This window comes from Streptomyces rubiginosohelvolus, assembly GCF_014649875.1.
Taxonomy (GTDB): domain Bacteria; phylum Actinomycetota; class Actinomycetes; order Streptomycetales; family Streptomycetaceae; genus Streptomyces; species Streptomyces rubiginosohelvolus.
In genome coordinates, this window is sequence record NZ_BMTW01000026.1 from 1 (window position 1) to 18,170 (window position 18,170).

At 70.6% G+C, this 18,170-nt stretch carries 17 protein-coding genes and 1 CRISPR repeat array; of the genes, 14 read left to right on the plus strand and 3 right to left on the minus strand.

Annotated elements, in window-relative coordinates; genetic code table 11:
- Positions 1-47: 47 nt before the first annotated feature.
- Positions 48-1,601: direct repeats of the CRISPR family, unit length 29 nt; unit sequence GTGCTCTCCGCGCGAGCGGAGGTGAGCCG.
- Between the two features lie 1,189 nt (positions 1,602-2,790).
- A complete protein-coding gene (locus tag IE134_RS33145) occupies positions 2,791-3,177 on the plus strand; it encodes a hypothetical protein (protein ID WP_189432684.1) in 387 nt (128 codons plus the stop codon).
- On the opposite strand, the gene IE134_RS33150 is transcribed toward IE134_RS33145, so the two are convergent.
- The 3 genes from IE134_RS33150 to IE134_RS33160 form a co-directional block, all read right to left on the minus strand.
- Positions 3,170-3,826 (minus strand): DciA family protein, encoded by a 657-nt coding sequence (locus tag IE134_RS33150; protein ID WP_189432685.1) that lies wholly within the window; start codon positions 3,824-3,826, stop codon positions 3,170-3,172. The genes IE134_RS33145 and IE134_RS33150 overlap by 8 nt on opposite strands.
- A 152-nt stretch (positions 3,827-3,978) precedes the next feature.
- Complete coding sequence (locus IE134_RS33155) at positions 3,979-5,193, minus strand: cell wall protein (protein WP_189432686.1); 1,215 nt, start codon at positions 5,191-5,193, stop codon at positions 3,979-3,981.
- A 933-nt stretch (positions 5,194-6,126) separates the two neighbouring features.
- Positions 6,127-6,873 (minus strand): GntR family transcriptional regulator, encoded by a 747-nt coding sequence (locus IE134_RS33160; protein ID WP_189432687.1) that lies wholly within the window; start codon positions 6,871-6,873, stop codon positions 6,127-6,129.
- A 299-nt stretch (positions 6,874-7,172) separates the two neighbouring features.
- Here IE134_RS33160 and IE134_RS33165 point away from each other — a divergent pair, with 299 nt between their 5' ends.
- The 13 genes from IE134_RS33165 (at position 7,173) to IE134_RS33225 (ending at position 18,161) form a co-directional block, all read left to right on the plus strand.
- Complete coding sequence (locus tag IE134_RS33165) at positions 7,173-7,952, plus strand: hypothetical protein (RefSeq protein ID WP_189432688.1); 780 nt, start codon at positions 7,173-7,175, stop codon at positions 7,950-7,952.
- 174 nt (positions 7,953-8,126) lie between these two features.
- Positions 8,127-8,519: a hypothetical protein gene (locus tag IE134_RS34360; RefSeq protein ID WP_229823828.1), complete on the plus strand. Its 393-nt coding sequence runs from the start codon at positions 8,127-8,129 to the stop codon at positions 8,517-8,519.
- On the plus strand, positions 8,516-8,704 hold the full coding sequence (locus IE134_RS33175) for a hypothetical protein (RefSeq protein WP_189432689.1): 189 nt from the start codon (positions 8,516-8,518) through the stop codon (positions 8,702-8,704). The genes IE134_RS34360 and IE134_RS33175 overlap by 4 nt, the downstream gene beginning before the upstream one ends.
- Positions 8,694-8,876 carry a hypothetical protein gene (locus tag IE134_RS33180; protein WP_189432690.1) on the plus strand — a complete coding sequence of 61 codons (183 nt, stop codon included), beginning with the start codon at positions 8,694-8,696 and terminating at the stop codon, positions 8,874-8,876. The genes IE134_RS33175 and IE134_RS33180 overlap by 11 nt, the downstream gene beginning before the upstream one ends.
- Positions 8,873-9,097: a hypothetical protein gene (locus IE134_RS33185; RefSeq protein ID WP_189432691.1), complete on the plus strand. Its 225-nt coding sequence runs from the start codon at positions 8,873-8,875 to the stop codon at positions 9,095-9,097. Before IE134_RS33180 ends, IE134_RS33185 begins: the two co-directional genes overlap by 4 nt.
- Positions 9,098-9,209: 112 nt before the next feature.
- Positions 9,210-9,392: a hypothetical protein gene (locus IE134_RS33190; RefSeq protein WP_189432692.1), complete on the plus strand. Its 183-nt coding sequence runs from the start codon at positions 9,210-9,212 to the stop codon at positions 9,390-9,392.
- A 105-nt stretch (positions 9,393-9,497) separates the two neighbouring features.
- Entirely contained in the window at positions 9,498-10,085 is a 588-nt protein-coding gene (locus tag IE134_RS33195; protein WP_189432693.1) for a DUF6197 family protein, read from the plus strand.
- Between the two features lie 88 nt (positions 10,086-10,173).
- Positions 10,174-12,381 carry a coiled-coil domain-containing protein gene (locus IE134_RS33200; protein ID WP_189432694.1) on the plus strand — a complete coding sequence of 736 codons (2,208 nt, stop codon included), beginning with the start codon at positions 10,174-10,176 and terminating at the stop codon, positions 12,379-12,381.
- Between the two features lie 171 nt (positions 12,382-12,552).
- Positions 12,553-13,038: a hypothetical protein gene (locus IE134_RS33205; protein WP_189432695.1), complete on the plus strand. Its 486-nt coding sequence runs from the start codon at positions 12,553-12,555 to the stop codon at positions 13,036-13,038.
- A complete protein-coding gene (locus tag IE134_RS33210; protein ID WP_189432696.1) occupies positions 13,038-13,271 on the plus strand; it encodes a carbohydrate ABC transporter in 234 nt (77 codons plus the stop codon). Before IE134_RS33205 ends, IE134_RS33210 begins: the two co-directional genes overlap by 1 nt.
- A 616-nt stretch (positions 13,272-13,887) precedes the next feature.
- Positions 13,888-15,546, plus strand: coding sequence for an ATP/GTP-binding protein (locus IE134_RS33215; protein ID WP_189432697.1), 1,659 nt, complete (start codon positions 13,888-13,890; stop codon positions 15,544-15,546).
- 17 nt (positions 15,547-15,563) lie between these two features.
- The gene (locus tag IE134_RS33220; RefSeq protein ID WP_189432698.1) at positions 15,564-15,977 is read left to right on the plus strand and encodes a conjugal transfer protein TraB; all 414 of its coding nucleotides are present in this window, start codon (positions 15,564-15,566) and stop codon (positions 15,975-15,977) included.
- Between the two features lie 81 nt (positions 15,978-16,058).
- Positions 16,059-18,161 (plus strand): chromosome segregation protein ParM, encoded by a 2,103-nt coding sequence (locus tag IE134_RS33225; RefSeq protein WP_189432700.1) that lies wholly within the window; start codon positions 16,059-16,061, stop codon positions 18,159-18,161.
- Positions 18,162-18,170: the final 9 nt, after the last annotated feature.

Genomic DNA, 18,170 nt, shown 5'->3' on the forward strand with positions numbered 1-18,170 from the left:
AGCGGAGGTGAGCCGCCGTTGGCCCCGTTGCCGATGGCCTGGCAGTCGTGTTCTCCGCGCGAGCGGAGGTGAGCCGTGCACGGCCATCCGCGCCCCGGCCCGGTAGGCGTGCTCTCCGCGCGAGCGGAGGTGAGCCGTTGCTCGTCAACCTGACACCGGAACTCCGCAGGTGCTCTCCGCGCGAGCGGAGGTGAGCCGTCCAGCTGCCCGGCCTGGACCTGACCGTCACAGTGCTCTCCGCGCGAGCGGAGGTGAGCCGTGGGTTGCCAGGACCAACGGCATCATGGCTGGGTGCTCTCCGCGCAAGCGGAGGTGAGCCGGGGACTGCGCCACCGTCGGGGCCGGAGAGTTCGTGCTCTCCGCGCAAGCGGAGGTGAGCCGTCCAGTTCGATGTAGTCGATGTCCCCGAACTCGTGCTCTCCCCGCAAGCGGAGGTGAGCCGGCGGCCCGGGCACCTGCCACGAGACCGGCTGCGTGCTCTCCGCGCGAGCGGAGGTGAGCCGCTGATGTAGCGCTGCTTTGAGACGGTCAGTGAGTGCTCTCCGCGCGAGCGGAGGTGAGCCGGCGTCCTGCGCATGGAGCCTAAGGGCCCGCCGGTGCTCTCCGCGCGAGCGGAGGTGAGCCGTAGGCGGCGTAGCGCGGGTTGTCGGTGACCACGTGCTCTCTGCGCGAGTGGAGGTGAGCCGTTCCGCACGGTGCGGCACTGGCCGCCGAATCCGTGCTCTCCGCGCGAGCGGAGGTGAGCCGCCGACCCGGTCTCGGAGATCACCCGCATGATGGTGCTCTCCGCGCGAGCGGAGGTGAGCCGCCGACCCGGTCTCGGAGATCACCCGCATGATGGTGCTCTCCGCGCGAGCGGAGGTGAGCCGTCCGACCGGCGGTTCGTCGCACGGGACTGCGTGTGCTCTCCGCGCGAGCGGAGGTGAGCCGCCGATGGGGAGACCGGCGGCGAAGGTTGCCGCGTGCTCTCCGCGCGAGCGGAGGTGAGCCGCCGATGGGGAGACCGGCGGCGAAGGTTGCCGCGTGCTCTCCGCGCGAGCGGAGGTGAGCCGATCGCACAGGCCAACGCGTTCGCGAAGGAGACGTGCTCTCCGCGCGAGCGGAGGTGAGCCGCAGCCGATGCTCGTCGCCCCCTACCCGCTGCCGTGCTCTCCGCGCGAGCGGAGGTGAGCCGTGCTGAGCCATCGCCGGATCGGCGAGGTTGAGGTGCTCTCCGCGCGAGCGGAGGTGAGCCGCCGTACATGGTGGAGCGCCCACAGAGGCGGTCGTGCTCTCCGCGCGAGCGGAGGTGAGCCGCCCGCACGGCGTTGATCTGCGCCCACTCGGCGGTGCTCTCCGCGCGAGCGGAGGTGAGCCGGCCGGCAGACCGTGCTGGCCGTCCAGCCCGGCGTGCTCTCCGCGCGAGCGGAGGTGAGCCGATCGTCGTGCTCACGACGCGCTCACCTCCGCGGTGCTCTCCGCGCGAGCGGAGGTGAGCCGATGATGGTGAGCGTCTTGGGCGCCGTGCTGGAGTGCTCTCCGCGCGAGCGGAGGTGAGCCGTACCACCCGCAGAAGAGCCAGTCGAGGTACCGGTGCTCTCCGCGCGAGCGGAGGTGAGTCGGCCACTGGAGCAACGGGGTCCTCGTCGGCGCCGTGCTCTCCGCGCGTGCGGGAATGATCCCCGCTGGTACAGCCACGTCGCGCGGATGCCCGCCTGCTCCCCACACGCGGGAATGGACCGTAGACCGGCGAGGACTTCGCCGTCGGAAGGCCCGCTCCCCGCATGTGGGGATAGTCCCGCGGCCTCCGCCGGCCTGGGCAACGGCACGTGTGCTCCCCACGTCGGCGGGCATAGCCCCTCCACGACGTCGGCCCCGCTCCCCTGCCGTGGGCCAGGAATCTGGCGCGCAGCGCTCCATACACCGATGGGTTGCTGAACTCCATAGTCGGGTAGTGACACCGTGGTGCTAGGGGATTCGGGGGCAGCTCATGGTTAGCGGGCGCGTGCGACCCAGCGGCGGCACAGCATGGCAGACCGATTTCCAGCGCCGGACAACAGGCCGCCCAAGCATGAGCGCGATGGATATAGCGAGGATCCGTCGTTCGCTGAACGGGACGCTCACCGAACTGCAGCTGGCCATCGAACGTTTCGATGTGCCCAAAGCCGCGGATCTCTTCGAGAGCCGTCGATGCATCCGACCCACTCCCACTGGTCGCTCGCTCGCACCGCCGCGACGGCATCGGCCGGCCGGACGAAGTGCGTGCGGAAGTCAGACTCGGGGTAGTTCTCGTCGCCGTCGTACTCTGCGTCTTCGTCGAAGTGCCCATCACCATAGGCGGGTTCTTCGCCGGGATCCTTGGGGAGTGGGCAAGCTGCGAGGCTCGTGACGTCATCGTGGGCGTTGAACTCCGAGATGCCTTGCGGTTCTTCTTACGCTTCTTCGGCGCGTCCGTCCTCTTCTCCCAGGTGCCTTCCCCCCCAGCACAACGAGGCTGACACGCCTCCGGCACTGGTCCCAGAGAACCTTCCCGGCTCCATGATCCTGCGCTCACGCCACACGGTCCAGAGGCCGGGCGCGGCTCTGGAGTGGGGCTGTTCAGCCCGGCTCGTTCGGCAGCGAGTCGTTGCAGGGTATGGGTGACGTGTTGGAGCGCGAGCGCGTCGGCTCCCACACCGCTCTCCACGGCAGACCAGCACTAGTCCATCAGGCCAGGGTGCTGGTGCCGACCACATCCGGAGCGCCGGTCTTGTCGTTGATGTCCTCGTGGGAAAGAACAATCAAGCTCGACGTGCGGCCAAGAAGCGGAAGGTGCCCAAGCCCCGGGTCTCCCGCCAAGTCGCCAGCCGCCCGCTGTATCCGCTCGTCTTCCGCGAAGAGGCCACCGTCATCGACGGCCGCGTCTACCCGCCGACCACGCAGCTGACCATCGAAGGCGATTCGTTCGCCCTGGACGCCATCGCAACGATGTGCGGCATCGCCGAAGGCCGGATCACAGGGACTGATGCCCGGTACGCCGCCGCCCTCATCGCCTCCCACCAGGAGAGTCACGGGCTGCTGGACCCTGACGAGACTTCCCTCGACGAGTTCATCGAGTCGCACGGCAGGCTCTTCGCTGCGGGGCACATCGGCTACGACGAGCACGGGGGCTTCCTGTCGCCCGACGTCTCGAAGATCGCCGACAGCATCCTTACCTGAGGGCGGCGCGTTCGGCGGCGATCCGTTGCAGAGCTCGTGCCCGAGCCACGTCGCTGGACCGGGTTCCGCTGGCCCGGTCGCGCGCGGCAGGGCGGTCGGGCGCCGCCCGACGGCCTTCGATGAACCAGCGCTCGGGCTCGCGGAGGCGGTCGCGGATCTGCCGCTCCGCTTTCGCACGGATGACCTGATCCGTCTCCTGCCGTCCCGGCCAGGTCTGCTGGTGCGCAGCCAGGGCTTCGAGGTATCTCGGGTCCCGAGCCCAGGGCTCTGTCGGCTCACCTGGGGCTGGGCGCGCAGCCGGTGGCGGCGCGAGGGCCGCCGGAGAGCCCTCAGCCCGCACCTGCGGGTCGGGAGCGCCGGGCCGCAGGATCTCCAGGCAGGACACGGTGCCCGTGCCGGCCACGGCGTTCACACGGGCGACGATCTCCTTCTGATGTAGAACGAGTTGGGTTCGGTAGGCCGGTGAGCAGGGGCGCAGGTGCAAGGTGCGGGTCGCGTCGTCGTACCGGACGGCCTGGACCTTGCCCTGCAGCTCGGGTGCGATGGTGTCCCACTGGCTGAGTACGGTGCGTCGTACCTGCCCGCCAGCTGCCCCGGTTTCAAGGCCCTGCTCGGCGATCATCCGGCTGACGGCCGCGCCCAGGGCCACGGGCTCCCGCCCTCCGGAACGGGACTGGCGGGACGGAGACGCTCCGGTACGGCGAGGGCGCTGCCGCGGTGCGGACTTCGCGGCCGCGAGGGCGGCACGGAGCGCGACACGGGCTAGGTCCACGCCGCTCGCTTCTGCGGGTGCGGTGTCGGTCATGCCGGAACCCTTTCGAGGAAGGCGGCCATGTCGGCGGCCGCGTCAGCGTCGGACAGGTCATCGAGTCCCTGCTCGGCCTGGCGGGCGGAATAGGCGGCCATCCCTTCGACCAGGCCCCGCATCACGTCGAGCGCCAGCTCGGGCCGCGGCACGGTGAACGCCCTGGTGGCGACCACCTCGTCCCAGCCCTCGGCCTCGTCGTAGGCCGCCGCAGCGTGCTCGGCGGCGGCCTGCCGCGCCAAGCGGACCCGGATGTAGGCGGCGGGCCGGGCAGGGCTCCAGGTCAGCATCCAGGAGTGGAGCTCCGCCGCAATCATGTGCGCATCCCACCCAGCGTCCGTAAGGGGCCGGAGCGCAACCTCCAACTGCCGGAGGCCTTCCCGCTGAGTCCAGTTGACCAGCGGCCTGACCTGCTGAACGACCGCAATCCCGGCCCGCGTCTGAGCGGCCGTACGACGGGAACCGTCGCAGTTCAAGCTGATCTTCGGGGCGGAGACGGGTGCTTTGCGGCAGCTCGCGCGCTCGCGCGGAATGTAGTTACAACCCCTCTCAACATCAACTGCAGGTGCTCGGTGGTAGCGACCAGGAGAATGGGGCTCACGCTCCGCTGAGCAGGCCTTGTCCACAGCCGAGATATCCCCAGGCCGGGCCGTACGGACACCGCGCCGAACACCCTGGCCGGACCGGCTCGTACGACGCTGCTCCTGCCGGTCCTCGGCCCGTGCCGACGCCCCAGCGACCGCGAGCACCCGGCCCGCCGGAGTCACGCCGCACACCCGGGCCGCGTACCCGGACCCGGTCAGCCGGTGCCCCAGCGCGTCGTCGTACGCCGGAGGAATCACCGCACCGTAGATCGTCGCCGTCGCCATGTACTTCTCGCCCGGGGCCGCGAGGTTGCGCTTGCTGCCATGGACCATCCAGACCAGCGCACCGAGTTCCCGCAGCACCCGTACGTGCCGCTTGACCGTCGCCGGCGACAGCCCGGTCCGCTTAACAACCCCTGCCAGGCCGTAGACGACGATGCCGCGGCGGTAGTCCATACGGACCGAGAGATCACGGGCGACCAACACGGTCGACGGCCCGGCGCCGGGATGCAGCCCGGCGGCCACGAGCCACACCACCGCGCGCATCCACGCCCGCGGCTCCGCGCGCCGCGACCGCGTCCGGACCACGTCCTGGTCCTCCTCCGCCACCAGTTGCTCGTCCGGCATCTCGACGAGCAGATCGACCGTGGCGGCGATCTCAGGGCTTTCGGTCGTACGCGGGGACGGGATCCGACTTCTCGGCGGGGCCAGGAGACTCATCGGAGCACCGCCCCGGCACAGGCCGAAGAAACACCCGAACGGGCGTAGCGACCCCGCCCGCCACGCCCGCTGAGCAGGAGTCCAGTAGTGAGCTTCGTCACTCTGGGGCCGGACCGCAGCGCGAATTCAGGGCGGGAAGTGGTTGTGCGGGCATGCCGAAGCTGGCCGCAGCACGAAACGTCGTGCACAATGGCTCCCGTGTTGAAGGGGCTCGCCTCTTGGCACGACAAAGCCCCTGGAGGGCTTCGGTTTCTGGGAGAAACCTTGTTGAACTGCTCGACCGGCGGCAACCGGACGGGCAATCCCTTCGGGAAGCTCTGCAAAGCTCCCCGGTGTCAGAAGGGCGCTCCAGCTGAGGCGACTGCAATCACCTCGCGGCTCGGAGGCCCGGGGCGGCAGACCCGTATGGGTGCCGCCCCAGAAGGACCTACGTCATCCCGACCCCCTCGGCAGAGGTGCGGGCCGGGGCGCTTTCAGGCAGCACGAACACCCCGTCGAAGGACCAGCGACCGACAAGGTCGCTGACCCCGCGGCGGGGTGCAGTGTGTGCGCGTGTGGGTACGGGTACCCTGATCACGTCGCTGCCTCCTGTCTCCTAGGAGTGAGCGTCGGCCAAACGACCTCCACCACAAGGTCTTTGGCCCGAGTGGTCCCTCCCGGTTGCCAAGCCGGTCGTAGGGGCCACTCGCATTTTCGATCTACGTCAGACGCCACCATACCGCCGCGCGCCCATGCCGCAGGGCCTTGGGGGCAACGTGTCGATACCGCGGCCCCCCGAGCCTGCTGACGGCGTTTCACCCCGAGAGGATGCGGTTATGGCGTCTGTCTGCCATATCCCGTTCACGGAGTGGCGTGCCACATTCCGGGGCGGAGGATGTCCTCCCACACCTCAAGTGGACCGTCATCATCCGAGTAGACCGTGCGGAGGACGAGAACAGGAACGGGCGCGTCCGGGGGTACGTCGATACCAAACTCGGCGAGCTCGTTAGTCGAAGCGAAGCGGGCAGCACTTTTCTGAGGGCCGGCTGTCAGCTGCTGCCCGGTGCGCTCCGCGTACAGGTCGTGACGGAACTTCGGCATGGGGCCAGCGTCGAGCAGCTCAGGCAGAACGCTCAGAGCGCGGATGTGAATGAAGTTGAGGGCCAGGGTGATCGCTCGCTCGCCTCGCATGAACGTGCGGCTGCGGATGACGAGTTCGTCGTACAGCTCGATACCGAGGAGTGCTGCGACCTCTGGATCAGCACATGAACGGATCACAGACTGCGCGTTCGCGTACGTCTCGCCGGGCGTGAGGGGCTGCCCGGTCCGGCGAAGCCGATCCAGACGAGCCGCGCCCGTGACCACAGTGCGCGGCGAATCGCCCGGGCCCAGCACGACTGTTCCGCTCCCGAACACCATTCGCACAAGCCCCTCCGCCTCCAGCGCTTGGTACGCACGATGAACCGTTGCGGTGGCTCCTCTACCTGCGGCGACCTGCGACTGCACTGAAGGAAGCCGCTGGTCAGGACTGTAGTGGCCGTCTCTGATCTCCGCTGCGATCTCGTCAGCGATCTGTCGCCACTTCGGCGGCTGCTTAGGCGAAGGCACGACGACTCCTTTGGTTGATGAGCTCCAGTGAACCCGATTCTAGAAGGGTTGACAACCCTTCTAGAAGGGTTCATTGTTTGGTTTGTAGCACCGCAAAACAGCAGGCGTCACCACCTCCCAAGGTGGCGGCAAGGGGTCGAGCCCGCGCTCCCCCGGTCGACGGCCCCTGTACCGAATAGCTCCACCCGTTCCACCCCTGAACAGCGTTGTTGCGCTGTCTGCCCGTCAGGACTGCCGGATGACCGGTGGCCTGCCGGGCGGAGAAGGCAGCACCGCTCCAGCCCGAACGAGGAGACCTCATGTCCCGTAAGCGTCCCGGCCGTGTCCGGACCAAGCGCGACAACCGTCGCGAGCCGCTGCTGCTCAGCACCATCCAGCCTCAGAACATCAACGTCCGCGAGGGCGAGATCATGACGATCGTCTGCCCCGACTGCGAAACCTGGCGCAGGCTGATGGGTGAAACACAGCTCAAGATCCGCGAGCACTGCCCGCGCGGTTGCACCGGCCGCGCGGCCGAGTGCGAGGAACACCCGCGTTGCCCCGGCAGCAACCAGCCGGTCCGGCTCGACATCAGCATCGAGCAGTGGGGCGAAGCGATGCTCGCCGCCGACAGCACGGCCACCGGTCGCCGCTCCGCCCTTCAGCACTTCAAGCCGATCCCGGCTCCGGCCAAACCGGTCATGCAGATGTCCCCGATGCCGACGACGTCGGGTGAGGCTCTCGCCGCGTACCGCGATCACTTGCGACGGTGCCGGTCCAGCGCCAGCGGCAGTCGCTGCCTCGGCAGTTACCGCTGTGCGGGCGGAGCGCGTCTCGCCGCCGCATACGAGGAGTTGGAGCGGACCGAGCAGCAGCGCCATCGCGAGGCCCGGGTCGAAGCCCTTCTCACGCGCTGCCGGGCGGCGAGGATCTGGTCCCGGCACGCCGAAGCCACCGGCGACTCGAAGGCAACCCTGGCGAAGCGCGCCGGTACGGCGATCGAGGAGGCCAACAACTCCGTACGGGCCCGCCCTGCGGGTGCCATCTCAGAGTATCGAGGTCCGGACGTCCCGCTCGCCCCGCTGACGATCGCGGTCTGACCTCGACGAACAACCACGGTCCCGGCCGCCTGGGAGCACTCGGGGCGGACGGGGCCGTGGCTGCTCGTACAGCAGCTACTAGGGGTCACCGGCCCCGGAAAGCGACGCGCCCCCGGGCTTAGGCCCCCGGGGGCGCGTCTTCGCAACCACCCTCGATCGAAGGGCAGTAGCGCAATGAACAGCATCGCATCGACCCTGACGCACCCTCGCGCCGGGCTCGCCGACGACATGACCCGCGACGACAACCGCCGCGGATTCGAGCGCGACGAAACCGACACCTTCCAGCAGCTCGTGCAGCAGCTGGTGGTCGACGGCGACGACCGCGCCGCCGCGGCCGGCCGTCGGGCCCGGCGCACCCTCCAGGAGATGTACCCCGGCTACGAGCGGCAGCCCGTGCTGATCCTGCACCGTCCGGCTATGGCCGACGACGCCTGCGGGCTCTGCCACCGGTGGGGCTGCACCGGGCACGACTGCCCCCGCGTCACCGCGCTGACCGACCAAGAGCGCAAGGACCTGAGCGACAAGGTCCGCGACGCCAACAAGCGCAGCGAGTCCCGCCCGAAGTGACGGTCATACGCGCCGCCCGGACCGCGCAGCACCTCGCGGTCCGGGCCATCACCCTGCACGGCCTGGCCCACCCGCTCACCCTCGCGTTCCTGGCGGCCGCCTCCACGGCGGCCGCCAGGGCGTGGGACCGGGGCCACCCCGTGTACGCGATCCACCCCGCACAGAAGGCTCGCCGTGCCCGCTGACCTGCACACCCGCTACATGGAGGCCCGGCGCACCTGGGCCGACCACGCCGACGACTGCGACACCTGCACCCCCACCCAGCCTGGCTGCCCGGACGGCACCCCGCTGTGGGAGCGGTTCAGCCGCCTGCAGGACGCCTACCTCACCCACCTCCGTAAGAAGGGCGCCTCATGACCGCCACCATCACCTCCATCGCTGCCTCTGGGACCGTGGGCGCCATGTCCACCCAGGCCGGGGCCACCGTGTACGTCTACACGGACCCCGACGGAACGTTGAGCAGCGACTGCACCGGCTGCGGCGAGTACGCCTGGACGCTCGCCGCCGACCACGCCTTCGCCCAGCAGCACGCCGCGGCCTGCTTCCGCCGGCCCCGCCCGCTCCGCCTGGCCGCCTGACGGTCTGCCCGCTGCCCGATCCGCTGAGCCCCGCCCTCACCGCACGTCGCGCGGGCTCAACGGTGAGGGGAGCCGGACAGCCCAGACCACCCCGCCGAGAGGAACCCCCGGCATGAAGCGCACCGACGCCATCGCCTACCACGTCGAGGAAGCCGAATCCGCCGAGCGCGTACTCGCTCAGGCGACTCCCGGGACCCCGGGCCACCGCCACCAGGCCGAGTACGCCCAGGAGCACCGGGTGCTCGCCGAGGCCGCCCGCCTCCACGACTACCCGGACGGCGAACTCGAAGACTGACGGCCTGCCCGCTGCCTCCCCTGCCCGTCCCGGCCGCGAGCTGGTACGGGCAGGGCCGAGGGGAGCCGGACAGCCCGGACCCACCAGCCCTGAGAAGAGGCTTACATGCCCAAGACCACGCCCATCCCCGGCGTCGTGTTCACCGAGGCCACGCTGCGCAAGGCGCAGGAACTCGCGGCCCAGTCCTACGGCTCGGTGTGGACCGGCCCGTCGGGGGAGGAGTCCTCCGGCGAGGCTGTGGCCTGCCATCTGGAGGCCACAGCCGCCCTGCTCGACGAGGACGGCTGGATCCGCGTGACCACCTACTTCCGGGACCGGGACCAGGGCCGGACCAACGACGCCAGCCCTGCCTACGACGAGTCCCTGACGGTCAAGCAGATGGTCCGCGCGGTCCTGCGGTTCCTCCACGACGACATCGGCCCCGGCCTCGACCCGCGGCGCACCCTGGACACCGCGCTGCGCCACGTCGGTGAGGACGATGCGCACGGAAGCACCGACGCCGACACCGCCACCGTGGCGGGCTACGTCCTGGACCGGCTGATCCAGGCCCACACCGGATCGCCCTCCGCCCGCGCCACGGCCTGGTCGGAGCGCCAGCACCGCACCCACGCCGACATCACCGCCCTGCTCACCGCAGGCGCCCGGTTCGCCCGCACTCACGGCCCCTCCGCCTCCAACGCGCGGGCCGCCTGACCCTCCCGTTCACCGCCGCGTGCAGGTCGGCCCCGCCAGCTCCATGGCGGGGCCGACCTGTACGCGAACCTCTTGAAGGAGCCCCATCGTGGCGACCGCCGCTCGTACGAAGCCCGCCCGGCGCAAGCCGAACCGGGCCCGCAAGACCGCAGTCCCCCAGCCCCCCGCGCCGGACGCTCCGACGGCCGCGGCCGAGGTTCCCCCGGCGACCGGTTCGGCAGAGGTGCGCGACGAGGCGCTGGCCCGGGTCGCGGATGCCCGCGACCGGTCCGCCGACATCATCGAGACCGCCCGCGAGCAGGCCGCCGTTCTCCAGGCCGAGGCCGAGAGCGCGGCCGCGCGCACCATCAGCGAGACGCACGAGCAGGTCACCGTGATGATGGCCGAGGCGCAGACCCGGGCCGAGGACACCCTCGTCAATGCGGACCAGAGCGTCACCGCCCAGCGCGCGGCTGCCGAGGCCGACGTGGAGGCAGCGCGGGGCGAGGCCGACCGGCTCCTGGCTCAGGCGCAGAGCCGCGCCGAGCTGCTGGTGAGCGAGGCCCGTACGCAGGTCGCTGAGATCACTGATCTGGCTGCCACGGAACGCGAGGTGACGGCGACGGCGGTCGCCGAGCTGGGACGCCTGGCGCAGGCCGACCTTGCCGAGATCAGTGTGCTGGTCGACCAGCGCCGCACCGACGCTTCCGCGATTCTGGCCCGCGCCCAGGAGCAGGCCGACGAACTGGTCGCGGCGGCGCGACGGGAGGTCGAGCAGGCCCGTGAGCGGTTCGCCGAGCTGGCCCGGACTGCGGCCGAGCAGTACGAGGGCCGCCGGGCGGAGGCGGAGCAGCTCTACACGGGTGCCGTCGCGGCGGCCGATGAGCGGCGCCGTGAAGCCGATGCTCATGTGGCGGCGGCGCACACCGAGGCGGAGCAGGCCCGGACTGAGCTGCGCGAGAAGCTGCGTGAGCTCACCGACCAGTTCGACACGGCGGCCGCCGAGAGGCGCACCGCGCTGGCCGGGGAGCTCGCCGGGCTCAAGGCTGCGTGCGACAAGCAGCGCGAGCGGCTGCGCGAGGAGGCCAAGACCGTTGCCGGGCAGCTGCGGGAGGCCGCGCAGAAGGAGGCCGCCCGCATCACCGCCGAGGCGGAGCGCAAGGCCAAGGGCATCACCGACCGGGCCGAGGCCGACATCTCCCGTGCTCGCCGGATGCTGGAGGAGGCCCGGGAGGCGAAGAAGGCCAGCTCCCGCTGGAACGGCTGGCAGCAGAACGTCAGCGCGAAGGCGTGGAAGGGCGCTCCGTGGGTCGCGCTCGCAGCCGGCGTCGGTCTCGCTGCCTCCGGTGAGTACGAGCTGGCCCGCATGGTCGGCATCAACGAGTACGTCGCGCCGCTGCTGCCCGTCAGCATTGACGTCTACTGCGTCACCGCGTTCCGCGCCAAGCGGGACATCCCGGCGGCGCTCGTACTGATGGCGTCGGCCAACGTCGTGTACCACCTCTCGGAGCAGGCGCACCTCGTACCAGAAGGTGCGTCGGCTCCGTGGCCGCTGACGACGTTCGTCGTACTGATCTTCGTGGCCGTCATCTGGCGCGTCCACGCGCTCATGCACGACACCGGTACGGACGGACACGGTGGTACGGACACGGCCACCGCGACGGACGGCCGTACCGGTACGGCCGCAGCCGCCGGTGCGGACGGGCGTACCGGTACGGACGCGTGGACGGACGGCAACGCTGCCTCGCATCACGCCCGTACAAGCTCCGCTGGTACGGGCGTGTACGGCGGGACGACTGGTACGGCGGCTGCACGCACGGCCCACGGCGCGACTGGTACGGAGCCTGTACGGGGCACCTCGCACCACGAGGGCCCCGCCGAGGGGAATGCGGCTGTGACCAGCGCATACGGCGACCGTACAAGCGGCGTACAGGGCACCCGTAACGGGGCTGCGCGTACCGGTACGGATAGCCCGGGTCGTACGAGCGCCGCCGCGTACGAGGGCCGGACCCGTACCGGTACGGTCACCGCCCGTACGAGCCCGGCCGATACGGTCCCCGCCGCCCGTACCGGTACGGCGGGCGGGCCCCCGCGTACCACCGGGGGCGACTCCGGCGGGCGTACCGGTACGGCGACCCGCGCCCGTACCGATGATGAACTGCTCCCGCTCGTACAGGAGCTGCCGCGCGAGACGGACGGGTTCGTCAACATCAGCCGCGTCCGTACCACGCTCTCCGTCAACCAGGACCGTGCGATCCGGCTGCTGTCGAAGGCCGGGCTGCTGCGGCCCGTGGACGCGGACAAGTACCTCACCTGACAGGGGCGCGCCCGTACCGGCGCGCCCCTCCCCTGTATGTCCTGGCCGCGCATGGCCGCACCCAGACCCGCTCCGCCCCCTTCCGCACTGCCGGACGGGGCGCGACGGGACCTGGTGGCGGGCCACGGCTGCCAGGCCGGCCCCCAGCACCGCCCGATTCGGAGACATCCCATGAGCGATCCCCTGAACCGCGAGACGAAGAATCCGCTGGCCGACGTCGCCGCCAGCCCCGACGCCACCGCCCGCTACCTCGCCGATGTCCAGCGGGTCCTGCTGGACATCGGCGGCAACCTGGAGATCCTCGCCCGCGAGATCCATCTCCACTGCCGCCACACTCACGTCGAGGGCGACCGTTTCTACGACGCCTGGATGCGTTCCAGGCCCGTCGAAAAGGCGCTGAAAGACGTCCTGAAAAGCGTCGAGGGCGTCACCAAGGGTCTGGAAAAGAGCGCCTATCAGCGGCGCGCACACGACGAGGCTGTTGCCGCCGCCGACGCGAAGCGTAAGGAAAAGGTGCTGGAGAAGGCCCGGAAGAGGAACCCGCCCCAGTTGAATAGCACCCAGGGAAACACGGGGCAGTCGCCGCAGCAGGGGAATGTGCGCTACGATGAGCCCGCGTCGATTTACGACCTGCGTAGCGACAGGCGGTCGGCGTAATGGCTGGCCGCCCGCTTCTGAAAGCGGAACTCTCCGCCCAGCGCTCCCGCGATTACCTGATGGAACAGCGGGATTCTTTCATCCAGAAACACGGGGAAGACCTCGGCGCTTTCTATTTCCTGCTGATGCTGATCCAGACGCACGGCAGGAAGAGGCTCAAGAGCGGCGACGTCACCGCCCTGCGGGCCTTGGCGCACGACCTGCACGCGATCTACCTCAAGCACACCCAGTAACACCGCCCGCTGCACCCGGGGCCCGTCACGAAGACCGTGACGGGCCCCGGTTCTGTCTGGAGGGGGGCCCAACGCCCAGGCGCCCACACGCCCACCCGCCCAGGCGCGCACACGCGTACGCGAGACCGTCACTGTTTGTCAACTCCCCTTGGAGGTCGAAGGAGCCGTGTCCGACGACACCGAACCGCCCCCCGGCCAGGGCCCGCCCCGCGCCGGCCAGCTCATCAATTTCCCTACCGGGGACGACGTCATCGGACGCCCCCCGACACTTCCCGACCCCTCCCGGCTTTTCCCCGAACCCCGGACTACGGAAGACCCACCCGACCCCCCGGAAGAATCCGATAGGGAATTCCCCGCAATTCCTCAGCCGCCCGATCCGGAATTCGCCCTACGCTCCGAAGGAATTGATTCCGTCGATTCCGAAGCGGAAGAAGAAGCCGAGTATTTTGATGAGGAATCGGGTCAGCGCCGTTCTCTGGCTGACCGGCTCGGAGACTGGCTTGAATTCCGGCTGGAGCGGGCACGGTCGCGTCACGAGGATGAGGCGGCCTTCCGTGAGGCGGAGATCGCACGGAAAGCGGAGCTGCTGAAAGGCCGCACCGCTGCGGAAGTCGCGATGATGGAGCAGAACGGCAAACTGCGTCAGGCGATGCTGAGGGCCCGGGCCGACAAGGCCTCCGCGCGGGGCAAAGCCGATGCGGCGTCCATGAAGTCCGGCGGTACCGGGCTCGGTGACCGGGGCCGCAGGAACAACTCCGGCTCCGGCTCCGGCGGCGGCTCGCGTCCTGGCGGATCCAGGAACCCGAGTTCACCCGCGAAACCGCACCCGCCCAAGCCCCCGGGCAAGCAGCTCAACTCGCCGCCCAGGAAGGCCCCGGACCCGAAGCGGGGACCCGAGCAGCGCAAGGACTCCGGCTCCAGGAGGGGACCCGATCCGAAGCGCGGCCCGGACTCCCGGAAGGGCCCGGATACGAAGAAGGGGCGGGCCGAGAAGCGGACGCGGACGGATCCGAAGACGCCGCCACCCCGGCCGCGTCCCGAGAGCAGCGCTCGCAAGGCCCCCGATCCCAAGAAGGTGCCCGATCCGAAGCGGACCCCAGCTCCGAAGAAGACCTCCGACCCGAGGAAGAAGGGGCCTGGCTCGCAGGACTCCTCGGGGGCGGGGAGCAAGACCGGGTGGGGGAAGTGGAAGAAGGCGCCGAAGGACGCCCCGGTCAACGGCAGCCGGAACAAGGACCCGAAGTCACCGGGCAGGGACTCAGCTGGCAAGGACCCCGCCGGCAAGCCGGACCCGGGGAAGAGCCAGCGGGACAACTCCGCCGGAAAGGGCGGGCGTTGGAAGCGCCGCCCCTCCCCCGGCAAGGGCCCTGACGGCAGCTCGAAGCCTCGTACGGGCCCCGAAGGCCGCAAGGGTCCGGAGGCCTCCGGAAAGGCCCGCAGCGGGGCCTCCAGGGGCTCGCGGGGCGGCTGGTGGAAGCCCGGAAGGCACCGCACCGCCCCGGGTGCGGACCGGAGCGGTGCCGGTTCGCCGAACGGTGGACCGCAGGACCCGTACGAGGACCTGTTCGCCTCCCACTCGCCGGAGTACACCGCCGAGTGGCCCGGCCGCGACCGCGGGGCGGCCGGTCCCGCCGCGGGGCACCGCTCCGACACCGCTGGCTCCCGGCCGGGAGCGTCGGACGACGTGGTGGACGCGGTGATCGTGGACGACCCGGCCGACCCGTTCGGCGCGGACCGGATCCGCCAGCCCGGACTGACCACCGGCGCCCCGGGCCTGCCGCCCGCCCCCGAACCCCACACCCAGCGCCCCGGCACCACCAGGGCCGCCGAACCCGACCAGGAGGACCCTTTGGGATCACAGGTGACCAAACCCGCCGCAGGCCACGCCATGGCCGCCCAGCACCGCACGAACATCACCTTCGGCGAGTTCCTGACGGACATCGTGAACATCGCGATCAAGGCAGCCGTCGACAAGGAACGCGCCGAGGAGCTGGGCGCCTCGCTCGGGCGGGTCGCGGACGCGCTGCGCGACATGGCCACCGACCTGGTGGGCGACCACAACGTCTCCTCCGAGGTCGTCGACGCAGTCACGGACCTGGCCGACGGGGCCGCCCGGATGAAGGCACTGGCCGAGCGGTGCGCCACCGAGTGCGAGACCGCCTCCGAGGCCGCCCGGCTCGCCGCGATCTCCGTCGGCCGGGTCTACGGCGAGGACATGCAGGCCAAGGACGACGCAGGCCTCGCCGACGCCTCCGCCGCCGTCCACCACGACTAGAAAGGGCAGTTCCGCCAATGAGCACTCCCGTACCGCGCCCCGGCACGTTCGCCGCGCCGACGGACGCCGACCACCGCTACAAGTCCATCCAGCACAAACTCAAGACCCTGGCCACCGCCATGGACCACGCGTCCGACGAACTCCAGCAGCTGCTGCACAACATGCGCCTGAACGCCTCGCGCACCGAGGGCCTGGCCGCGGACATCGCCCACGCGGACCTGGACCCGAAGTTCGTCGCGATGACCAACCAGGTGTCCGTCGCCCTGGGCGGCGCCGCCGTCGAGGTGAAGACGCTCCAGGCGACCGCCCACGAGGTGGCTGTGCAGGCCACCGGGGCGCAGCGGACGCACGCCCGGCTGTACGAGGGCTTGGACACCGTGCGTTCCGGACGTCCCGAACGCACCCCGAAGCCGGGCTTCTTCGCCCGCTGACCCCCACCCATCACTGCCACGGGCACCCCCGCAGCTCCGCGCTCCCGGGGGTGCCCGTCCGCTTCCCGAAGGAGAACACCGGTGTCCACGCCGCGCAGTGTCGTGCTGGAGCGTCTCGCCTACACCCTGACCGCGCCCGTGCTGGCCGTGGCCCCGAACCTTTACCCCGACAGCCCCGTCAACCAGGTCGTGCAGCTGGCCGGAGCCGCCGGGATCGGCGGGTGGTTCCTCGCCGCCAAGAGCGACGGGCCCGGCACCGGGCGCAAGATCCTGCGCTGGTCCCCGCTGGTCCTGGCCGCCGCCGTCGACGTCACCGCCAAAGTGACCACCGGCTTCGGCCCCTGGTGGATGGACGGGCTGCTCGCCGGCGGATGGGCGGCCGCCGGATGGATCGTCTCGCCGTTCTCACGGCACACCCGGCGCAGCCACCGCCCCGCCCTCGCCTCCCGCACCCAGGCCGCGCGCCTCCAGCCCGCCGCGACGGCCCAGGTGGTCCCGGGTGACGGGGCCGACGCCTTCACCCGGCAGGTGCGGGCGCTGTGGGCGCGGGCCGGGGACCCGGGGCGCACCCAGGTCGTTACCGCCGTCCCGCACCCCGGCACCGACCACGACCTGACTCTGCTGCTGCGCGCTAGCGAGCCGGGCCGCCCGATCGCCGGTATCAGCGAGGCCGCGGTGGCGGCCGCGTTCGGGATCGACGAGGCGTTCGTGAAGTTCGCCGCAGTGACACGGAGCGGCGGCCGTCAGGGTGGTCCGGGGTGGCTGGAGGTGCATCTCACGCCGGACGAGGCCGAGCGCCGCAGCAGGACGCCGACCGTGCCGGAGTGGTGGGCCGACCGGATCGGTGCGGCGACCGGCCCGATCCCGGGCTCGGAGTTCATCAAGAAGATCCGCGACAAGGGGCGCAAGGTCACCCACTACATCGGGCAGGTGCCCGACGAGATGGGCGAGCCGAGGGTCAACCTGCACGGTCTGGCGGCCGCGTTGAAGACGAAGTACGACGAGGGCCGTCTGTTCGTCACCATCGACGGCAACCAGGTCCTGGTGTCCCTGTGGGACAGCTCCCCGCTGGCCCAGGTGTTCCCCGCCACCCGGGAGCTGCTCACCCCCGATGCGGACGGTCGGTGGGTGACCGGGTATCTCGGCAATGGGCAGCCGGCCCGCAACCGGGTCTACACCGACCGCGGTGCCGCGCACGGCCTGTTCGTCGCCCCCTCCGGCGGTGGCAAGACCCATCTGATGGGCCTGCACATCGCCGCCGACGCCCTGTTCGGGGCCGTGGTGTGGCTCGCGGCCGAAGCGCCGGACGAGAAGGCCGCCATGCTCGGCGAGTACACCGACCGGTACGGCGTCGGGGCGCTCTACATGATCCGGCTCCTGCGGGCGCTGGACGCGCTGATGGAGATCCGCGGCGAGATGGTGTGGGAGGACGGGAGGGTCCACGACTGGGATCCGAAGCAGCCGGGCTGCCCGTACCGGATGCTGTCCGCCTACCTGGACGAGTTCCTTTCCGCCGCCCGTCACGGTCTCTACGGGGCGGAGATCATGGACCTGGCCGAGCTCGTGTCGGTCAAGGGCCGCAAGTACGGCATCGGCCTCAAGGTCGCCGGACAGTCGATCTTCGTGCAGGACGGGTTCACGCAGCTGCTGTGCGAGAACCTCCGTGAGAACTGCATCCCCGTCGTCCTGAAGGTCGCCCCCGGCAAGGTCGTGGGGATGTTCAAAGCACTGGGCATTCCGTCCGAGAACACGCCCGCCCCTCTCCCCCGCTCCTTCTCCCCCGAGGAGCGCGGGCGCATCGAGCGGGTCATGTCCGGGGAGCCCGAGCCCCCCGCGAACTCCAACACGGGCGGCGCCGGGTGGATCGTCGAAGCGAAGCAGCCCGAGGTCCTGCGCACCCTGTTCATGAGCTTCTCCGAGGGCCTGGACGACTACTTCCCCGACACCATCGCCAGCCTCAGCGACCACGAGATCCGCGAGCTCGAAGCCCGCGACCTCTGGTTCGACTGGACCGAGCCGCCCCGGCCCGGTGAGTTCGGGCCCGAGCCCGACGACGAGGACGACGAGGAGACCGCTCCGAAGAGGAGCGGGAAAGGGCGCGGCGGGAAGCCTGCCGCACGCCGCGACACCGTCAGCTCCCCGCGCCAGGCGCTCGACGCGATCAAGGCGCTGAGCCGCAGCTGAGAGCGCATC